Source organism: Streptomyces panacea (assembly GCF_040560175.1).
GTDB classification, from domain to species: Bacteria; Actinomycetota; Actinomycetes; order Streptomycetales; family Streptomycetaceae; genus Streptomyces; species Streptomyces panacea.
This window is the reverse complement of record NZ_JARJHW010000005.1, coordinates 47,051-63,162: the sequence shown is the minus strand read 5'-3', so window position 1 is coordinate 63,162 and position 16,112 is coordinate 47,051. Positions and strand designations below refer to the sequence as shown.

At 69.8% G+C, this 16,112-nt stretch carries 13 protein-coding genes; all 13 read left to right on the top strand.

Annotation, left to right across the window (positions count from 1 at the left end; all coding sequences use genetic code 11):
- Positions 1–46 precede the first annotated feature (46 nt).
- Positions 47–1,570: a bifunctional tetrahydrofolate synthase/dihydrofolate synthase gene (gene folC, locus P3L51_RS02715; RefSeq protein WP_354603380.1), complete on the top strand. Its 1,524-nt coding sequence runs from the start codon at positions 47–49 to the stop codon at positions 1,568–1,570.
- Positions 1,571–1,574: 4 nt separating this feature from the next.
- Positions 1,575–1,937 carry a DUF4233 domain-containing protein gene (locus P3L51_RS02710; RefSeq protein WP_354603379.1) on the top strand — a complete coding sequence of 121 codons (363 nt, stop codon included), beginning with the start codon at positions 1,575–1,577 and terminating at the stop codon, positions 1,935–1,937.
- Positions 1,938–2,033: 96 nt separating this feature from the next.
- Complete coding sequence (ndk, locus tag P3L51_RS02705) at positions 2,034–2,444, top strand: nucleoside-diphosphate kinase (protein WP_023541729.1); 411 nt, start codon at positions 2,034–2,036, stop codon at positions 2,442–2,444.
- 285 nt (positions 2,445–2,729) lie between these two features.
- Positions 2,730–3,749, top strand: coding sequence for a rod shape-determining protein (locus P3L51_RS02700; RefSeq protein WP_354603407.1), 1,020 nt, complete (start codon positions 2,730–2,732; stop codon positions 3,747–3,749).
- A 240-nt stretch (positions 3,750–3,989) separates the two neighbouring features.
- Positions 3,990–4,949 carry a rod shape-determining protein MreC gene (gene mreC, locus P3L51_RS02695; RefSeq protein WP_354603378.1) on the top strand — a complete coding sequence of 320 codons (960 nt, stop codon included), beginning with the start codon at positions 3,990–3,992 and terminating at the stop codon, positions 4,947–4,949.
- An 11-nt stretch (positions 4,950–4,960) separates the two neighbouring features.
- Positions 4,961–5,626, top strand: coding sequence for a rod shape-determining protein MreD (mreD, locus tag P3L51_RS02690; RefSeq protein WP_354603377.1), 666 nt, complete (start codon positions 4,961–4,963; stop codon positions 5,624–5,626).
- Positions 5,623–7,902 (top strand): penicillin-binding protein 2, encoded by a 2,280-nt coding sequence (mrdA, locus tag P3L51_RS02685; protein ID WP_354603376.1) that lies wholly within the window; start codon positions 5,623–5,625, stop codon positions 7,900–7,902. Before mreD ends, mrdA begins: the two co-directional genes overlap by 4 nt.
- 3 nt (positions 7,903–7,905) lie before the next feature.
- Positions 7,906–9,105 (top strand): rod shape-determining protein RodA, encoded by a 1,200-nt coding sequence (gene rodA / locus P3L51_RS02680; protein ID WP_354603375.1) that lies wholly within the window; start codon positions 7,906–7,908, stop codon positions 9,103–9,105.
- Between the two features lie 61 nt (positions 9,106–9,166).
- A complete protein-coding gene (locus P3L51_RS02675) occupies positions 9,167–10,804 on the top strand; it encodes a CYTH and CHAD domain-containing protein (RefSeq protein ID WP_354603374.1) in 1,638 nt (545 codons plus the stop codon).
- Between the two features lie 82 nt (positions 10,805–10,886).
- Complete coding sequence (locus tag P3L51_RS02670; protein ID WP_354603373.1) at positions 10,887–12,833, top strand: TIGR03960 family B12-binding radical SAM protein; 1,947 nt, start codon at positions 10,887–10,889, stop codon at positions 12,831–12,833.
- Between the two features lie 276 nt (positions 12,834–13,109).
- Positions 13,110–13,823: an AAA family ATPase gene (locus tag P3L51_RS02665; RefSeq protein ID WP_354603372.1), complete on the top strand. Its 714-nt coding sequence runs from the start codon at positions 13,110–13,112 to the stop codon at positions 13,821–13,823.
- Between the two features lie 149 nt (positions 13,824–13,972).
- The gene (locus tag P3L51_RS02660) at positions 13,973–15,064 is read left to right on the top strand and encodes a hypothetical protein (protein WP_354603371.1); all 1,092 of its coding nucleotides are present in this window, start codon (positions 13,973–13,975) and stop codon (positions 15,062–15,064) included.
- A 130-nt stretch (positions 15,065–15,194) separates the two neighbouring features.
- Entirely contained in the window at positions 15,195–15,977 is a 783-nt protein-coding gene (locus P3L51_RS02655; protein WP_354603370.1) for a TIGR03936 family radical SAM-associated protein, read from the top strand.
- Positions 15,978–16,112: the final 135 nt, after the last annotated feature.

Here is a 16,112-nt window from a genome sequence, read left to right as displayed (position 1 = left end):
GGGGCGGGGCGGCGAACGCGCCGTACCCGCTCCGTAGACTGGTCCCGTGAGCGAGCACCAGCCCGACCAGCCAGACCAGCCCGGCGAGCACGACGACGAATTCGACGACATCGTCCACGCCGAGACCACCCGCGACCCCGACCTCGCCGTGATCGAGGCCGGCAGCCGCACGCTGCGCGCCCAGGCGGGCCCCCCGCAGGGCGACGGCGTCCCGGCCCGGCCCACCGACCCGGAGGTCGACAAGGCGCTGCGCGCCGTCGAGCAGGAGCTGGCCGGCCGCTGGGGCGAGACCAAACTGGAGCCCTCGGTCACGCGCATCGAGGCCCTGATGGACGTGCTCGGCGACCCCCAGCGGGCGTATCCGTCGATCCACATCACCGGCACCAACGGCAAGACGTCCACGGCCCGCATGATCGAGGCCCTGCTCGGCGCCTTCGACCTGCGCACCGGCCGCTACACCAGCCCGCACGTCTCGTCGGTCACCGAGCGGATCAGCCTCGACGGCGAACCGATCTCCCCGGAGCGGTTCATCGAGACGTACGAGGACATCAAGCCGTACGTCGACATGGTGGACGGCGCCCAGGAGTACCGGCTCTCGTTCTTCGAGGTGCTCACCGGCATGGCGTACGCGGCCTTCGCGGACGCCCCGGTGGACGTCGCGGTGGTCGAGGTCGGCATGGGCGGCAGCTGGGACGCGACGAACGTCATCGACGCGAACGTCGCCGTCATCACCCCGATCGACCTGGACCACACCGACCGGCTCGGCAACACCCCGGGCGAGATCGCCGTGGAGAAGGCCGGGATCATCAAGCAGGGCGCGACGGTCGTCCTGGCGCAGCAGCCGGTGGACGCGTCGCAGGTGGTGCTCAAGAAGGCCGTCGAGGTGGACGCGACGGTGGTCCGCGAGGGCATGGAGTTCGGCATCGTCGCCCGCGAGGTCGCGGTCGGCGGCCAGATGCTGACGCTGCGCGGCCTCGGTGGCGAGTACGAGCAGATCTTCCTCCCGCTGCACGGCGCCCACCAGGCGCACAACGCGGTGGTCGCGCTGGCGGCCGTCGAGGCGTTCTTCGGGGTCGGCGCCGAGCACGCCCGCCCCATGGACCTGGACACCGTGCGCACGGCGTTCGCCTCCGTGGTCTCGCCGGGCCGTCTGGAGGTCGTACGGCGCTCGCCCACGGTCGTCCTGGACGCGGCGCACAATCCGGCGGGCGCGCGGGCCGCCGCGGCGGCGGTCGGTGAGTCGTTCGGCTTCAGCAGACTGATCGGAGTGGTCGGCGCGAGCGCCGGCAAGGACGTCCGGGGGTTCCTCGAAGCCTTGGAGCCGGTCCTCGCGGAGATCGTCGTCACGGAGAACTCCAGCGACCGGTCGATGGGCGCGGACGAACTGGCGGCCGTGGCCGTCGAGCTGTTCGGCAACGACCGTGTACAGGTCGAGCCGCGGCTCGACGACGCGCTGGAGGCGGCGATCACGCTCGCCGAGGAGGACGACGAGTACGCGGGCGCCGGAGTGCTGGTGACCGGTTCGGTGATCACGGTCGGCGAGGCCCGGCTGCTTCTGGGAAAGGGCTGAACGCATGCGTACGCTCTGCGTGTCCACGCTGATCGGCGAGTTCTTCGTGATCGGCTTCGCCGGGCTCGTCGCCATGAAGTCCGACGACCTGTCGATGGCGACGGTGTGGACGGTCTGCGGCATCGCGATGCTGCTGTCGCTGCTGCTGTGCGCAATGATCACCAGGCCGGGTGGGATCCAGCTCGGCTGGGCGTTCCAGATCGCCCTGGTCGCGGGCGGGTTCGTGGTGCCGGTGATGTTCTTCCTCGGTGTGCTCTTCGGCGCGCTGTGGTGGGCCTCGATCCACTACGGACGCAAGATCGACGAGGCGAAGGCGCGATGGGCCGTACAGTCCGCCGCGCGGACGCCGGCGGAGCCGCGGAGCTAGCGGCGGACCGGGTACGGCGCGGTTCGCGGACCCCTGTAGCCTCACACCACCCTCACCCGTTTGCCCGCAGCGAATGCCCGCAAGGAGCCGCACACCATGACCCAGCGCACTCTCGTCCTCCTCAAGCCGGACGCCGTCCGTCGCGCTTTGGTGGGAGAGATCATCGGCCGTATCGAGCGCAAGGCCGGCTGGAGCATCACCGCACTGGAGCTGCGCACGCTCGACGGGAGCACGTTGGAGCAGCACTACGGCGAGCACAAGGGCCGCCCGTTCTACGAGCCGCTGATCGAGTTCATGGCGTCGGGCCCCGTCGTCGCGCTGGTCGTCGAGGGCGAGCGCGTCATCGAGGGCGTACGCGCCCTGGCGGGTCCCACTGACCCGATCGCCGCGGCGCCGGGGTCCATTCGGGGGGACTTCGGGACGATCGTCCGGGAGAACCTCATCCACGCTTCGGACTCCGAGGAGTCCGCCATTCGGGAACTGAAACTTTTCTTTCCCGAACACTGAAAGACACCCCTTACGCTGGTCTTTCCTGACCACACGTCAGCCATACAGCGCTGAGCGCGCCTGCGGCGACCGACGGAATTCGGCCACCCCCGGCATATGCGGAGCCAGATCGGGAACGCATGGCTGCGACACATCGTCACCTTTATTAGAGGTGGATCTACCGCGCCGCGTCAGCGGGGGCGGCACTACGATGGAAGCCTCCACGCCACAGCATCCACCTCGCCATCCTGAAAAGCCGTCAATGCTCGATTTGGGAAGGCCAGACGCATCCTCATGGGGAACAAGATGTCGTTCATCGGCCGTGACATGGCTGTCGACCTCGGGACCGCCAACACGCTGGTGTACGTCAGGGGTCGAGGGATCGTGCTCAACGAGCCGTCCGTCGTCGCCATCAACACCAACACGGGCGGCATTCTCGCGGTCGGCTCCGAAGCGAAGAAGATGATCGGCCGGACACCGGGCAACATCGTTGCCGTCCGGCCACTGAAGGACGGCGTGATCGCCGACTTCGAGATCACCGAACGCATGTTGCGCTACTTCATTCTCAAGATCCACAAGCGCCGCTATCTGGCCCGTCCGCGGGTCGTCGTCTGTGTGCCCTCGGGCATCACGGGAGTCGAGCGACGCGCCGTCATCGAGGCGTCCACCCAGGCGGGCGCCCGTCAGGTGCACATCATCGAAGAGCCCATGGCCGCCGCCATCGGCTCGGGGCTTCCCGTCCACGAGGCGACCGGCAACATGGTCGTGGACATCGGCGGCGGCACCACCGAGGTCGCGGTGATCTCGCTCGGCGGAATCGTCACCGCCCAGTCGATCCGGGTGGCCGGTGACGAGCTGGACAACGCGATCATCCAGCACATCAAGAAGGAGTACTCGCTCCTCCTCGGTGAGCGCACCGCCGAACAGATCAAGATCACCATCGGTTCGGCCTACGACCTCGACAAGGACGAACACACCGAGATCCGCGGCCGCGACCTGGTGTCGGGGCTGCCCAAGACCGTCGTCATCTCGGCCGCCGAGGTCCGCAAGGCCATCGAGGAGCCGGTCAACGCCATCGTGGACGCGGTGAAGACCACGCTCGACAAGTGTCCGCCGGAGCTGTCCGGCGACGTGATGGACCGCGGCATCGTCCTCACCGGCGGCGGCGCCCTGTTGCGCGGCCTCGACGAGCGGCTGCGCCGTGAGACCGGCATGCCCATCCACATCGCCGAGAACCCGCTGGATTCGGTGGCTCTCGGCTCCGGCAAGTGCGTCGAGGAGTTCGAAGCCCTTCAGCAGGTGCTGGACGCCTCGCCGCGCAGATGACGGATCAGCGGGCCGATCACCGATCCGCGCAGATCACGAAAAGGGCGAATATCCCCCGGGCCTCAACAGGCCCGGGGGACACCCCATATGGAACGCCGACGTCTCCGCCGGTGGATCGTTGATATACAGACAAGACCAATCCCATGTGCCAATTGAGACGAATCCGATCCGGGTGATTCCCGTGATTCGCAGAAAAGTTTCCGACGAGGCATTCCAACGAGGAAGGCACGGCCGCCGCACGTGAGGGACACACGAGAGAGCCGGCTGCTCCTGGTGCTGCTGATCGCCATCGCGTTCGCACTGATCACGGTGGATATCCGCGGCGGAGAGGCGTCACCCGTCGACGGCGCCCGACAGGCCGCGGCCACGGTCTTCGGACCCGTGCAGAACGGGGTCTCGAAAGCCGTCGACCCGGTCGGCAACGCCATCGGGGCCGTACGGGACTCCGGTGAGCGGCACGACCGCGTCACCGTCCTGGAGCGGGAGAACGCGGCACTCAAGCAGCGGCTCGGCAGCGACGACCGCAACCGCAGTCGCGTGAAGGAGCTGGACAAGCTCCTCAAGACCGCCGGCGCCGGCCAGTACGGCATCAAGGCCGCCGAGGTCATCGCCATAGGAGCGGCCCAGGGCTTCTCCTGGACCGTGACCATCGACGCGGGCGCCGACGACGGCCTCAGGCGCGACATGACCGTACTGAACGGCGACGGGCTCGTCGGCCGCGTCACCACCGTGGGACCGAGAACCGCGACCGTACTGCTCGCCAACGACCCGGACTTCACGGTCGGCACCCGGATGGAGAACTCCTCCGAACTGGGCTTCGCCACCGGTCAGGGCGACCAGCCGCTGAACGTCCAACTCCTCAACGGCAAGGCCAAGGTGAAGAACGGCGACCGCCTGGTCACCTTCGGATCCAGCAAGGACCGGCCGTTCGTACCCGGAGTGCCGGTCGGTCAGGTCGTCCGCGTCGACCCCGCCGGCGGCGACCTCACGCGCGACATCTACGTCCGCCCGTACGTCGGCTTCACCAAACTCGACATCATCGGCGTCGTCGTCCAGGCACCCCGCGAGGACCCGCGCGACATGGTCCTGCCGAAGAAGCCCGCCAAGCCCAAGCCCACACCGACCGTCACCGTCACGGCCACCCCGTCGCCCAACGGCCAGAACGCCCTGGGCGACGGCCAGGTCAACGAGCAGGAGTAGAGCTGATCCCCATGCGCTTCAACCGGACGCTGCTCTCCGTCACCCTGGTCGTCGTCGCGCTGGTCGTCCAGGTGTCCGTACTCGCCCGGCTCCAACTCCCCGGAGCCGTACCCGATCTGCTGCTCCTCGTCGTCGTCGCGCTCGCCCTGGTCTACGGACATGTCAGCGGCGCGCTCATCGGCTTCGGCGCCGGACTCCTCGCCGACCTCGCCCCGCCCGCCGACCACGCCGCCGGACGCTACGCGCTGGTCCTCTGTCTGATCGGCTATCTCGCCGGACTCGCCAAGCCCGACAACGGCCAACTGCGCACCGCGCTGGGCCCGATGGTCGTCGTGGTCGGCGCGGCCGTCACCACGACCCTGCTGTACGCGGGCGTCGGCGCCCTCGTCGGCGACACCGCCGCCCGCCATGTCGGCCTCACCAACCTGGTGATCACGTCGGCCATCTACGACCTGCTGCTCGCCCCGTTCACCGTCCCGCTGATCATGGCCCTGGCCAGACGCGCGGAGAACGATCCGCTCGCCGACAAGTCGAGCGGTGCCAGTGACGTCGCCTCCGGCTGGCTGGCGGCGGGGACCGGACTGAAGATCGGGAACCAGCGCGGCGGACTGCGGCTGAAGACGGCCCGCTCCCGCGCGGCACGGGCCGGACGGATCAAGGGGGTCAAACGACTGTGAGCAACATTCCGGAGACCGGACGGACACCGAGGGTCCAGATCCGGCTCGTCGTCATCCAGATCCTGGTCTTCTCCCTCCTGCTGACGCTCGGCGGACGGCTCTGGTACCTCCAGGTCCGCAACGGCGCCGAGTACACGGACGAGGCCAAGAACAACCATGTGCAGCAGGTCGTCCAGCCCGCCGTCCGCGGCTCGATCCTCGACTCGCAGGGCGTGCCCCTCGCGGACAACGAGACCCGTCTCGTCGTCTCCGCCAGCCGCACCGAACTGATGAAGATGAAGGACGGCGGGGAAGCGGTCCTCACGCGCCTCGCCGCCGTTCTCGACATGAAGGCCAAGGACGTCCACGACAAGGTCAGGCTCTGCGACAACAAGACGCCGCAGCCCTGCTGGAACGGCTCGCCCTACCAGCCGATCCCCGTCACCGACGAGGCCACCACCCAGCAGGCGCTCCAGATCCGCGAGCGCGCCGAGGACTTCCCCGGCATCACCGCGGAGCCCACCGCCGTACGCCGCTACGCCGGGCCCGCCAAGGCCAACACCGCCCAGGTGCTCGGCTATCTCTCGCCGGTCACCGACGAGGAGATCACCAAGGCGCAGGACACCGACTCGCCGTTCCTCCGTTCCGACCAGGTCGGCCGCTCCGGTCTGGAGCGCACGTACGACAAGTACCTGCGCGGCGACGCGGGCGTCACCCGCTACGAGGTCGACAACCTCGGCCGTGTCATCGGCCAGGCCAAGAGCGACCAGGCCGAGCCGGGCTCCAACATCATCACCTCGATCGACGCGCGTGTGCAGGCCGTCGCCGAGTACGAGCTCAGCGAGGCGATGAAGGCGGCCCGCAAGGAGAACGACCGCAACACCAACCAGAACTACAAGGCCGACGCGGGCGCCGTGGTGGTCCTGGAGTCCAAGACCGGCCGCGTCGTCTCGATGGCCTCCCAGCCGACGTACGACCCCAACGCCTGGGTCGGCGGGATCTCCGCGAAGGACTACTCGAAGCTCACCAGCAAGAAGTCCAACTTCCCGCTGCTGAACCGGGGGATCCAGTCGCAGGCCGCCCCCGGCTCGATCTTCAAGGTCATCTCCTCGACGGCGGCGGTCAAGGCCGGATACGACTTCAACGGCAGCTACCCGTGCCCCAGTTCGTACTCCATCGGCAACCAGGTCTTCAAGAACTTCGAGTCCCAGGGCTACGGCAGCATCGACCTCGGCCGCGCCCTTGAGGTCTCCTGCGACACCGTCTTCTACGGGCTCGCGCACAAGGAGTGGCAGAAGGACGGCGGCAACAAGCCCCGGAAGGGCGCCAACGACTGGTTCTACAAGACCGCCAAGCAGTTCGGCCTCGCCAAGGAGACCGGCATCGACCTCCCCAACGAGACCGCCGGCCGGATCCCGGACCGCCAGTGGAAGCAGAACTTCTGGGAGGCCAACAAGGCCGGCTGGTGCGAGCAGGGCAAGAAGGGCGGCACGTACGTCGAGCAACTGGCGTACGAGGGCTGCCTCGAAGGCAACCGGATGCGCGCCGGTGACGCGGTCAACTACTCGATCGGCCAGGGCGACACCCTCGTCACCCCGATCCAGATGGCCACGATCTACGCGGCCATCGCCAACGGCGGCACGATGTACGACCCGAGCGTCGGCAAGGCGATCGTGAGCCCCGACGGCAAGACCGTCGAGGAGATCAAGCCCAAGTCGCACGGCAAGCTGCCGATCGACCGCAAGCTGCGCGACCAGCTGGACAAGGCCCTCGCGGGAGTGGCGACCACCGGTTCGGCCGCCTGGCGGTTCGGCGGCTGGCCGCAGAACAAGATCCCGATGCACGCCAAGACGGGTACGGCCGAGGTCTACGGCAAGCAGACGACCTCCTGGTTCGCCTCGTACACCGAGGACTACACGATCGTCATGACGATCTCCCAGGGTGGTACGGGCTCCGGGGCCTCGGGTCCCGCGGTGCGCAAGATCTACGAGGCGATGTACGGCCTCGACGCGAAGGGCGGGCAGAACCTCAAGAAGGCCCTGATGCCCAAGCCGCGTTCGGCACTGCCGAAGATCCAGCCCGACGGCTCGATCGACGCGCCGGAGGTCAAGCCGTACGTACCGGACAAGAAGCCCCTCGACGGAAACGAGATCGCGCCCGCCGGTGACAACACCGGACCCGTGCCGGACGACGGCGCGAGCCAGGCACCCGGCGCCGCGAGCCCGGCCCCCGACGATCCGGGGCAGGCACCGAACGACAACGAACAGCTCGCGGGCCCACCCGCGCGGAGGGACTGACGCATGGCCGGCACGAGCGGCTTCTCCGTCTCCGGATACGGTCCCGAGCGCGGGCTGTGGGCCACGCTCGCGGCCCGTGACTCCCTGGCGCGCAGACTGGACTGGCCGCTGCTGTTCTCCTCGCTCGCGCTGTCGGCGGTCGGGTCGCTGCTCGTCTGGTCGGCGACCCGCAACCGTACGGATCTCAACCAGGGCGACCCGTACCACTTCCTCTTCCGCCACGTACTGAACACCAGCATCGGGCTTGCCCTGATGATCGGCACGATCTGGCTCGGCCACCGCACCCTGCGCGGCGCGGTGCCGGTGCTCTACGGCATCTCCGTCGTGCTCGTGCTGCTGGTCCTCACCCCGCTCGGCGCCACCATCAACGGCGCGCACGCCTGGATCGTGCTCGGCGGCGGCTTCACCCTCCAGCCCTCGGAGTTCGTGAAGATCACGATCATCCTCGGCATGGCGATGATGCTCGCGGCCAGGGTCGACGCGGGTGATCAGGTCCATCCGGACCATCGGACGGTCGCCAAGTCCCTGGGCCTGGCGGTCATCCCGATCGTGATCGTCATGATGATGCCGGACCTCGGCTCGGTGATGGTCATGGCGGTGATAGTGCTCGGCGTCCTGCTCTCCTCCGGGGCGTCCAACCGGTGGATCTTCGGGCTCGTCGGCGCCGGTGTCGTGGGCGCCGTCGCGGTCGCGGCGCTCGGGGTGCTCGACGAGTACCAGATCAACCGCTTCGCCGCCTTCGCCAACCCGGAGCTGGACCCGGCGGGCGTCGGCTACAACACCAACCAGGCGCGGATCGCGATCGGTTCGGGCGGGCTCACCGGCACCGGGCTGTTCAAGGGGTCCCAGACCACCGGCCAGTTCGTCCCCGAGCAGCAGACCGACTTCGTCTTCACCGTCGCGGGCGAGGAGCTGGGCTTCCTCGGCGCCGGGCTGATCCTGCTGCTGCTCGGTGTGGTGCTGTGGCGCGCCTGCCGGATCGCCCGTGAGACGACCGAGCTGTACGGGACGATCGTGGCGGCCGGGATCATCGCCTGGTTCGCCTTCCAGTCCTTCGAGAACGTCGGGATGACGCTCGGGATCATGCCGGTGGCCGGTCTGCCGCTGCCGTTCGTGTCGTACGGAGGCACGTCGATGTTCGCGGTCTGGATCGCGGTCGGGCTGCTCCAGTCGATCAGGGTGCAGCGGCCGATGTCGGCTTGATCCGCTCGTTCGGCGTCGTGGGGGCTGCCACTCGGTGGTCCCTGCGACTACGTTTGTGAGGATGGCGGACACAAAGCGAGAGATCGAACGTAAGTACGAACTCCCGAAGCGGCCGGCGGAAGGCGACAGCGGCGGCGGCAGCGCGGGCGGCCGTGGCGGTGTCGGCGTCGACGGCGGCGTCGGCGGCGGCTCGAAACCAGGCGGGCGTTCCCTCCTGCCGGACCTCACCAAGGTCCGCGTCGTCTCGGCCGTCACCCATGAGGGCGTCACCGAGCTGGACGCCCTCTACCACGACACGCCGGACCTGCGGCTGACCGCCGACTCCCTCACGCTCCGCCGCCGGACCGGCGGCGCCGACGAGGGCTGGCATCTCAAGTTCCCCGTCGGCCAGGGCGTGCGCGACGAGATCCGGGCCCCGCTCTCCGACACCCTCCCCGACGAGCTCGCGGCGCTGGTGCGCTCGCGGGTCCGCGGCGCGGAGCTGACCCCCGTCGTACGGCTGCGGACCTCCCGTGACACCAGCCTGCTGGTAGACGAGGCCGGCCGGACACTCGCCGAGGTGGCCGTGGACACCGTCCGCGCCGAACGCCTGCCCGCCGGGACCGGCACCGCCGACTGGACCGAGATCGAGGTCGAGCTGGCCGACGACGGCGACCCCGCGCTGCTCGACGCCGTGGAGAAGGCGCTCCGCAAGGCGGGAGTACGTCCGGCGTCCGCCACCTCCAAACTCGCCAGGGCGCTCGCCGAGACGACGCCCGCCGCGAAGGGGGCGAAGGCCCGCAAGGCGGCCGGGGCCGCGCGGCGCGGGCCGGTCACCGCCGGGGACCATGTGCTGGCCTATCTGCGCGAGCAGGCCGACGCGATCGTGTCGTACGACTCCGCCGTCCGCCGTGACCTGCCCGACTCGGTGCACCAGTTGCGGGTCGCCACCCGCCGGATGCGGTCGGCGTTCCGTACGTACAAGAAGGTGCTCGACCGCGACGCCAGCCGGCCCATCGGCGCGGAACTCCAGTGGCTCGCCGGGGAACTGGGCGTCGACCGGGACCAGGAGGTTCTCGCCGGGCGGCTCACCGAAGCCGTCGACGCCCACGACACCACCCTGCTGCTCGGCCCGGTGCACGCCCGGCTCCGGATCTGGGACGCCGCAGGCCGCACCGACGCGCGGGCCCGGACCCTCGCCGTACTCGACAGCGCGCGCTACCTGCGCCTGCTGGACTCGGTGGACGCGCTGCTCACCGATCCGCCGCTGCTCGCCGGCGGCGCGGACGGGAAGCCCGGCAAGGTGCTGCCCCGGGCGATCGTCAAGGACTACGAGCGCCTCGCGGGCCGCGTCGAGCACGCGCTGGGGCTCGTGCCGGGGGAGGAGCGCGATCTGGCGCTGCACGACGCCCGTAAGGCCGCCAAGCGGGCCCGCTACGCCGCCGACGCGGCCGGGCCCGCCCTCGGGAAGCCCGCGAAGCGCTTCTCGAAGCGGATGAAGGCCGTGCAGAGCGTGCTCGGCGACCACCAGGACAGCGTGGTGGCCCGCGACGCCCTGCGCGACCTCGCGATCCAGGCCCATGCCGCCGGTGAGTCCGCCTTCACCTGGGGACTGCTGTACGGCGAGGAGGAGGCGCGGGCGGCGGACCGCGAGCGTGAACTGCCCCGCGTCTGGCGGAAGTCGGCCGAGCCGAAGCTGCGGACGGCGCTGGGCGGCTGAGGCCCGCTTTCGCGCGGTGAGGGGCGGGCGGCGGTCGGGGTAGCCTGGATGGTCACCCTGTCAGCCCACGAAAGTCGCCGTGATGTCTGCTGTCGAATCGGTCTTCCCACAGCTCGAAGCCCTGCTCCCGCATGTGCAGAAGCCGATCCAATACGTCGGTGGTGAACTCAACTCCACCGTCAAGGACTGGGACGAGTGCGACGTCCACTGGGCGCTGATGTACCCGGACGCCTACGAGGTCGGGCTGCCCAACCAGGGCGTCATGATCCTTTACGAGGTACTCAACGAGCGTGAGGGCGTGCTCGCCGAGCGCACGTACAGCGTCTGGCCCGACCTCGAAGAGCTGATGCGCGAGCACAAGGTCCCGCAGTTCACGGTGGACGCGCACCGTCCCGTCTCCGCCTTCGACGTCTTCGGGCTCTCCTTCTCCACCGAGCTCGGCTACACCAACATGCTCACGGCGCTCGACCTGGCCGGGATCCCGCTCAACGCGGCGGACCGCACCGTCGACCACCCGATCGTGCTGGCGGGCGGCCACGCGGCGTTCAACCCCGAGCCGATCGCCGAGTTCATCGACTGCGCCGTCATCGGCGACGGCGAGCAGGCCGTCCTGACGATCACCGAGATCGTCCGGGCCTGGAAGGCCGAGGGGCGGACCGGCGGCCGCGAGGAGCTGCTGCTGCGGCTCGCGAAGACCGGCGGGGTGTACGTCCCCGGCTTCTACGACGTGGAGTACCTGCCGGACGGCCGTATCGCCCGTACCGTCCCCAACCGCTCCGGCGTCCCGTGGCGGGTCTCCAAGCACACCGTCATGGACCTGGACGAGTGGCCCTACCCGAAGCAGCCGCTGGTGCCGCTCGCCGAGACCGTGCACGAGCGCATGTCCGTCGAGATCTTCCGCGGCTGCACGCGCGGCTGCCGCTTCTGCCAGGCCGGCATGATCACGCGGCCCGTCCGGGAGCGCAGCATCACCGGCATCGGCGAGATGGTCGAGAAGGGCCTCAAGGCGACCGGCTTCGAGGAGGTCGGCCTGCTGTCGCTGTCCTCCGCCGACCACAGCGAGATCGCCGACATCGCCAAGGGCCTCGCCGACCGGTACGCGGAGGACAAGATCGGCCTCTCCCTCCCGTCCACCCGCGTCGACGCCTTCAACGTCGACCTCGCCAACGAGCTGACGCGCAACGGCCGCCGCTCCGGCCTCACCTTCGCCCCCGAGGGCGGCTCCGAGCGGCTGCGCAAGGTCATCAACAAAATGGTCTCGGAGGAGGACCTGATCCGTACGGTCTCCACCGCGTACGGCAACGGCTGGCGCCAGGTGAAGCTCTACTTCATGTGCGGGCTGCCGACGGAGACCGACGAGGACGTCCTGCAGATCGGCGACATGGCGGTCAAGGTCATCGCCGAGGGCCGCCAGGTCTCCGGCCAGAACGACATCCGCTGCACCGTCTCCATCGGCGGCTTCGTGCCCAAGCCGCACACGCCGTTCCAGTGGGCGCCGCAGCTCGGCGTCGAGGAGACCGACGCGCGGCTGCTGAAGCTCCGCGACAAGATCCGCGCGGACAAGAAGTACGGCCGCTCGATCGGCTTCCGCTACCACGACGGCAAGCCCGGCATCGTCGAGGGCCTGCTCTCACGCGGCGACCGCCGGGTGGGCGCGGTGATCCGCGCGGTCTACGAGGACGGCGGCCGGTTCGACGGCTGGCGCGAGCACTTCAGCTACGACCGCTGGATGGCCGCCGCCCGGAAGACGCTCCCGGCGGCCGGCGTGGACGTCGACTGGTACACCACCCGCGAGCGCACCTACGAGGAGGTCCTGCCCTGGGACCACCTGGACTCCGGTCTCGACAAGGAGTGGCTCTGGGAGGACTGGCAGGACGCCCTCGACGAGACCGAGGTCGAGGACTGCCGCTGGACACCGTGCTTCGACTGCGGCGTGTGCCCGCAGCTGGACCTCGACATCCAGATCGGCCCGACGGGCAGGAAGCTGCTGCCGCTGACGGTGGCTCAGCCAGCCGGCCAGGGTGGGTAGCCCTGTTGCCGGGGGAGTGGTCGAGCGCCTGACGGATGATGTGCGCCGGCGTCTCGTTGTCCGCCAGGACGACCAGGACGACTTCGCCGACCAGTTCTGATGAGCGTAGAGCCCCACACCTGCCGAAGGTGTGGGGCTCTTCCCGGTGGTTCCTCGGTAATGGGGAGCACTCGTTCGATCGATGCGCTCGCCGAATTCACACCACCGTGCGCCCACGGGCGCCGACTCGGGCCACGCGGTGTGTGGGCGCTGTGGCGTCCGGACGATACTGGTCGCGTGATCGTCGAACGCGCGTACGTCCATCTCTCCTCGTACGACGAGGAAACCTGGCCCTGGTCGGTGCCTTGCGTCCGTCAACTGCTCGACGAAGGGCTGCGGTTCACCGCACCGGTGACCTTTCTGGTCGGTGAGAACGGCTCGGGGAAGTCGACCCTGGTCGAGGCGTTGGCGGAGGGGTTCGGCCTGGACTCCTACGGTGGCTCCCACGACTGGCGCTACGCCTCTCCGCGCGGCAAGTCGACCCTCGGTGAGCGCATGAGATTCGACGCCGCCTCGGGGCGCGGGCGCCGTATGGCCACCAGCTGGTCGGCCCGCAAGGGCTTCTTCCTGCGTGCCGAGACCGCGCGGGACGCCCTGGGCAGGGAGGGGTTCTCTCCGGACCACGTCAGTCATGGGGAGGGCTTTCTCGCGGCGTTCCGTGGGAAGTTCCTTCACGCCGGGCTCTACGTTCTCGACGAGCCGGAGGCAGCACTCTCCTTCTCTTCGTGCCTTGAACTGATCGGGCACATCGACCGGTTGGCGAAGGAGGGCGGTCAGGTCATCTGTGCCACGCACTCCCCGTTGCTGACCGCACTGCCGGGCGCGGACATCATCGAGGCCGGTGAGCACGGTATGCGAAGGGTCGCCTGGCGGGAGCTCGGCGTCGTGGATCACTGGCGCCGCTATCTCGCCGACCCGCACAGCTATCTGCGGCACATCGTCGAACAGTAGGCGGGTCCCGCTCCCCGGACGGACGGACGGACGGAAGCCGGGGCCGTCGCCCCCCACGGCACGGTGGTGCCCGGTCTCGAATCGGGCACGAACACGGTGCGCGGCTCCGATCCGGGATCCGGGCGGGCGCCGGACGCGTCCTGTCGGGCATGGATCTGGACAAGACGCCGGCCCGGACGGCACCGGAGCGGTTCGAGCCGGGTGAGGGCTGTCTGACCACGGCCGTCCGGATTCCGGTCCGGATCGTCGTACTCGTACTCGTCGTCCCGGTGCGCATGGTGTGGGATCTGCTCGCCGCCGGGGCGCGGGCACTGCACCGCTCCGTGCTGCGGCCGGTCGGGCGGGGCATCGGGCTGGCCTGCTCCTGGCTGTACGAGTCGCTGCTCGCCCCGGTCGGGCGCGCGCTGGGCGTGACGCTGGTGTGGCTGGGCAAGGCGCTGTTCGTATGGCCGTGGGTGGCCCTGTGGCGGTACGTGGTGGTGCCCGTGGCGCGGTACGGGTTCGTGGTGCCGGTGGTGTGGCTGTACGAGAGCGTCCTCACCCCGGTCGGACACGGCGTCGGCGTCGTCTGCTCCTGGCTGTACGAGACGTTGCTCACGCCGACGGGGCAGGTGCTGGTGTGGGTGGTGCGCTACGGGTTCGTGGTGCCGGTGGTGTGGCTGTACGGAAGCGTCCTCACTCCGATCGGGCGCGGCATCCTCTGGCTGCTCACCGGGCTCGTCAAGGGCGTCGTGTCGGCCGTCGGCGGTGTCTGGACGGGGCTCGGGTGGCTCCTCGGCACCCTGCTGATCACTCCGCTCGGCCGGCTCCACCGCAGGGTCCTGGCCCCCCTGGGCCGCGAGATCGCCGACGCGATCGGCGTCGCCTGGCGGATCGCCGGACAGATCTCGCGCGCGGTCGGCCGGGCGCTGAAATGGCTGGCCCGGATCCTGATCGGGCAGCCCGTGAGCTGGTTCTACCGAGGCGTCTGCACCCCGGTCGGCCACGCCGTACGCGACCACGTGTGGGCCCCGGCCAGGAAAGCGGCCGCAGAAGCCGGCCGGGCGGTCAGGAGCGCGCTGCGCTCCGCCGGGGAAACGGCCCGGCAGACCCGCCGCGACGCCTGGCGCGCCCTGGTCGGGCCTCCCCGCCCGGCCGAGCCTGTGAAGGCGCCGGTCGACGGGGCGCGTACGCTGGGTAGTACAACAACCGTCCCCGGCGCGGTACCCGCACCCGTGATCTCCCTGCGCAAGCAGGTGTGAGCCGGGTTTTCCGGGGCCGACCGCCCGGTCGGCCGCGCGTCCGAGGGTGTGCGCCACCGCGCGCACCCCGCACCGAGGAGAAGAACCACTGGGCAAGCGACAGCCCGAAGGCCCACCGCCCGCGCCGGCGGTGCAGCGCATCAGACTGCGCTACACCAAGCGTGGCCGCCTCCGGTTCACCAGCCACCGCGATTTCCAGCGCGCCTTCGAGCGGGCCCTGCGCCGCGCCGACGTCCCCATGGCGTACTCGGCGGGCTTCACCCCGCACCCGAAGGTCAGCTACGCCAATGCCGCACCCACCGGCACGGGCAGCGAGGCCGAATATCTGGAGATCGCCCTCGCGGCGCCGCGTGACCCAGACACCCTGCGCGAACTGCTCGACGAGTCGCTGCCCACCGGGCTCGACATCATCGACGCCGTCGAGGTCCGTACGTCGGGACTCGCCGACCGGCTGACCGCCTCCGTGTGGGAGCTGCGGCTCGACGGGGTGGCGTACGAACAGGCCGTGCGGGCCGTGACCGCCTTCCTCGCCGCCGAGGTGGTGGAGGTCGAACGGCGCGCGAAGAACGGCATGCGGACCTTCGACGCACGAGGGGCCGTGGTCGACCTGCGGACGCTTCGTCCACAGGCCGATAGGCCGGGGGCCGAGCGCTGTGCGATACTGCGGCTGGTTGTTCGGCACGTGACACCCGCCGTACGACCCGACGACGTCCTTTCCGGTCTCCGAGCTGTGGCCGACCTGGCGCCGCCGGTCCCCGCAGCGGTGACCAGGCTGGCGCAGGGGCTCTTCGACGAGGAGTCCGGAACGGTGACCGACCCGCTCGCGCCCGACCGCGAGGCAGTCACGGCAGGCTCATCCATGGCCGCCGGACCCGCCGCCGCGAAGGCGCCGGAAGGTGCGGTTTCCGCGTAGGACGGTTGTTGTAGCGCAGCCCTTGAAAGAGCCTCGGGAGCCACCTGGGTCGGGCGGCGCGCTGACCACGAAGACTTTCGCCAGGCCGTGTGTACGACGCGTACACACGGAACCGGCGACCCAGACATAACAGCT

Excerpts from the sequence above, each read along its gene's own strand:
- rodA (WP_354603375.1), top strand. The coding sequence starts at position 7,906 with ATGGCCGGCACGAGCGGCTTCTCCGTCTCCGGATACGGTCCCGAGCGC.
- P3L51_RS02710 (WP_354603379.1), top strand. The coding sequence starts at position 1,575 with ATGCGTACGCTCTGCGTGTCCACGCTGATCGGCGAGTTCTTCGTGATC.
- P3L51_RS02675 (WP_354603374.1), top strand. The coding sequence starts at position 9,167 with ATGGCGGACACAAAGCGAGAGATCGAACGTAAGTACGAACTCCCGAAG.
- P3L51_RS02660 (WP_354603371.1), top strand. The coding sequence starts at position 13,973 with ATGGATCTGGACAAGACGCCGGCCCGGACGGCACCGGAGCGGTTCGAG.
- P3L51_RS02700 (WP_354603407.1), top strand. The coding sequence starts at position 2,730 with ATGTCGTTCATCGGCCGTGACATGGCTGTCGACCTCGGGACCGCCAAC.
- P3L51_RS02670 (WP_354603373.1), top strand. The coding sequence starts at position 10,887 with ATGTCTGCTGTCGAATCGGTCTTCCCACAGCTCGAAGCCCTGCTCCCG.
- ndk (WP_023541729.1), top strand. The coding sequence starts at position 2,034 with ATGACCCAGCGCACTCTCGTCCTCCTCAAGCCGGACGCCGTCCGTCGC.
- mreD (WP_354603377.1), top strand. The coding sequence starts at position 4,961 with ATGCGCTTCAACCGGACGCTGCTCTCCGTCACCCTGGTCGTCGTCGCG.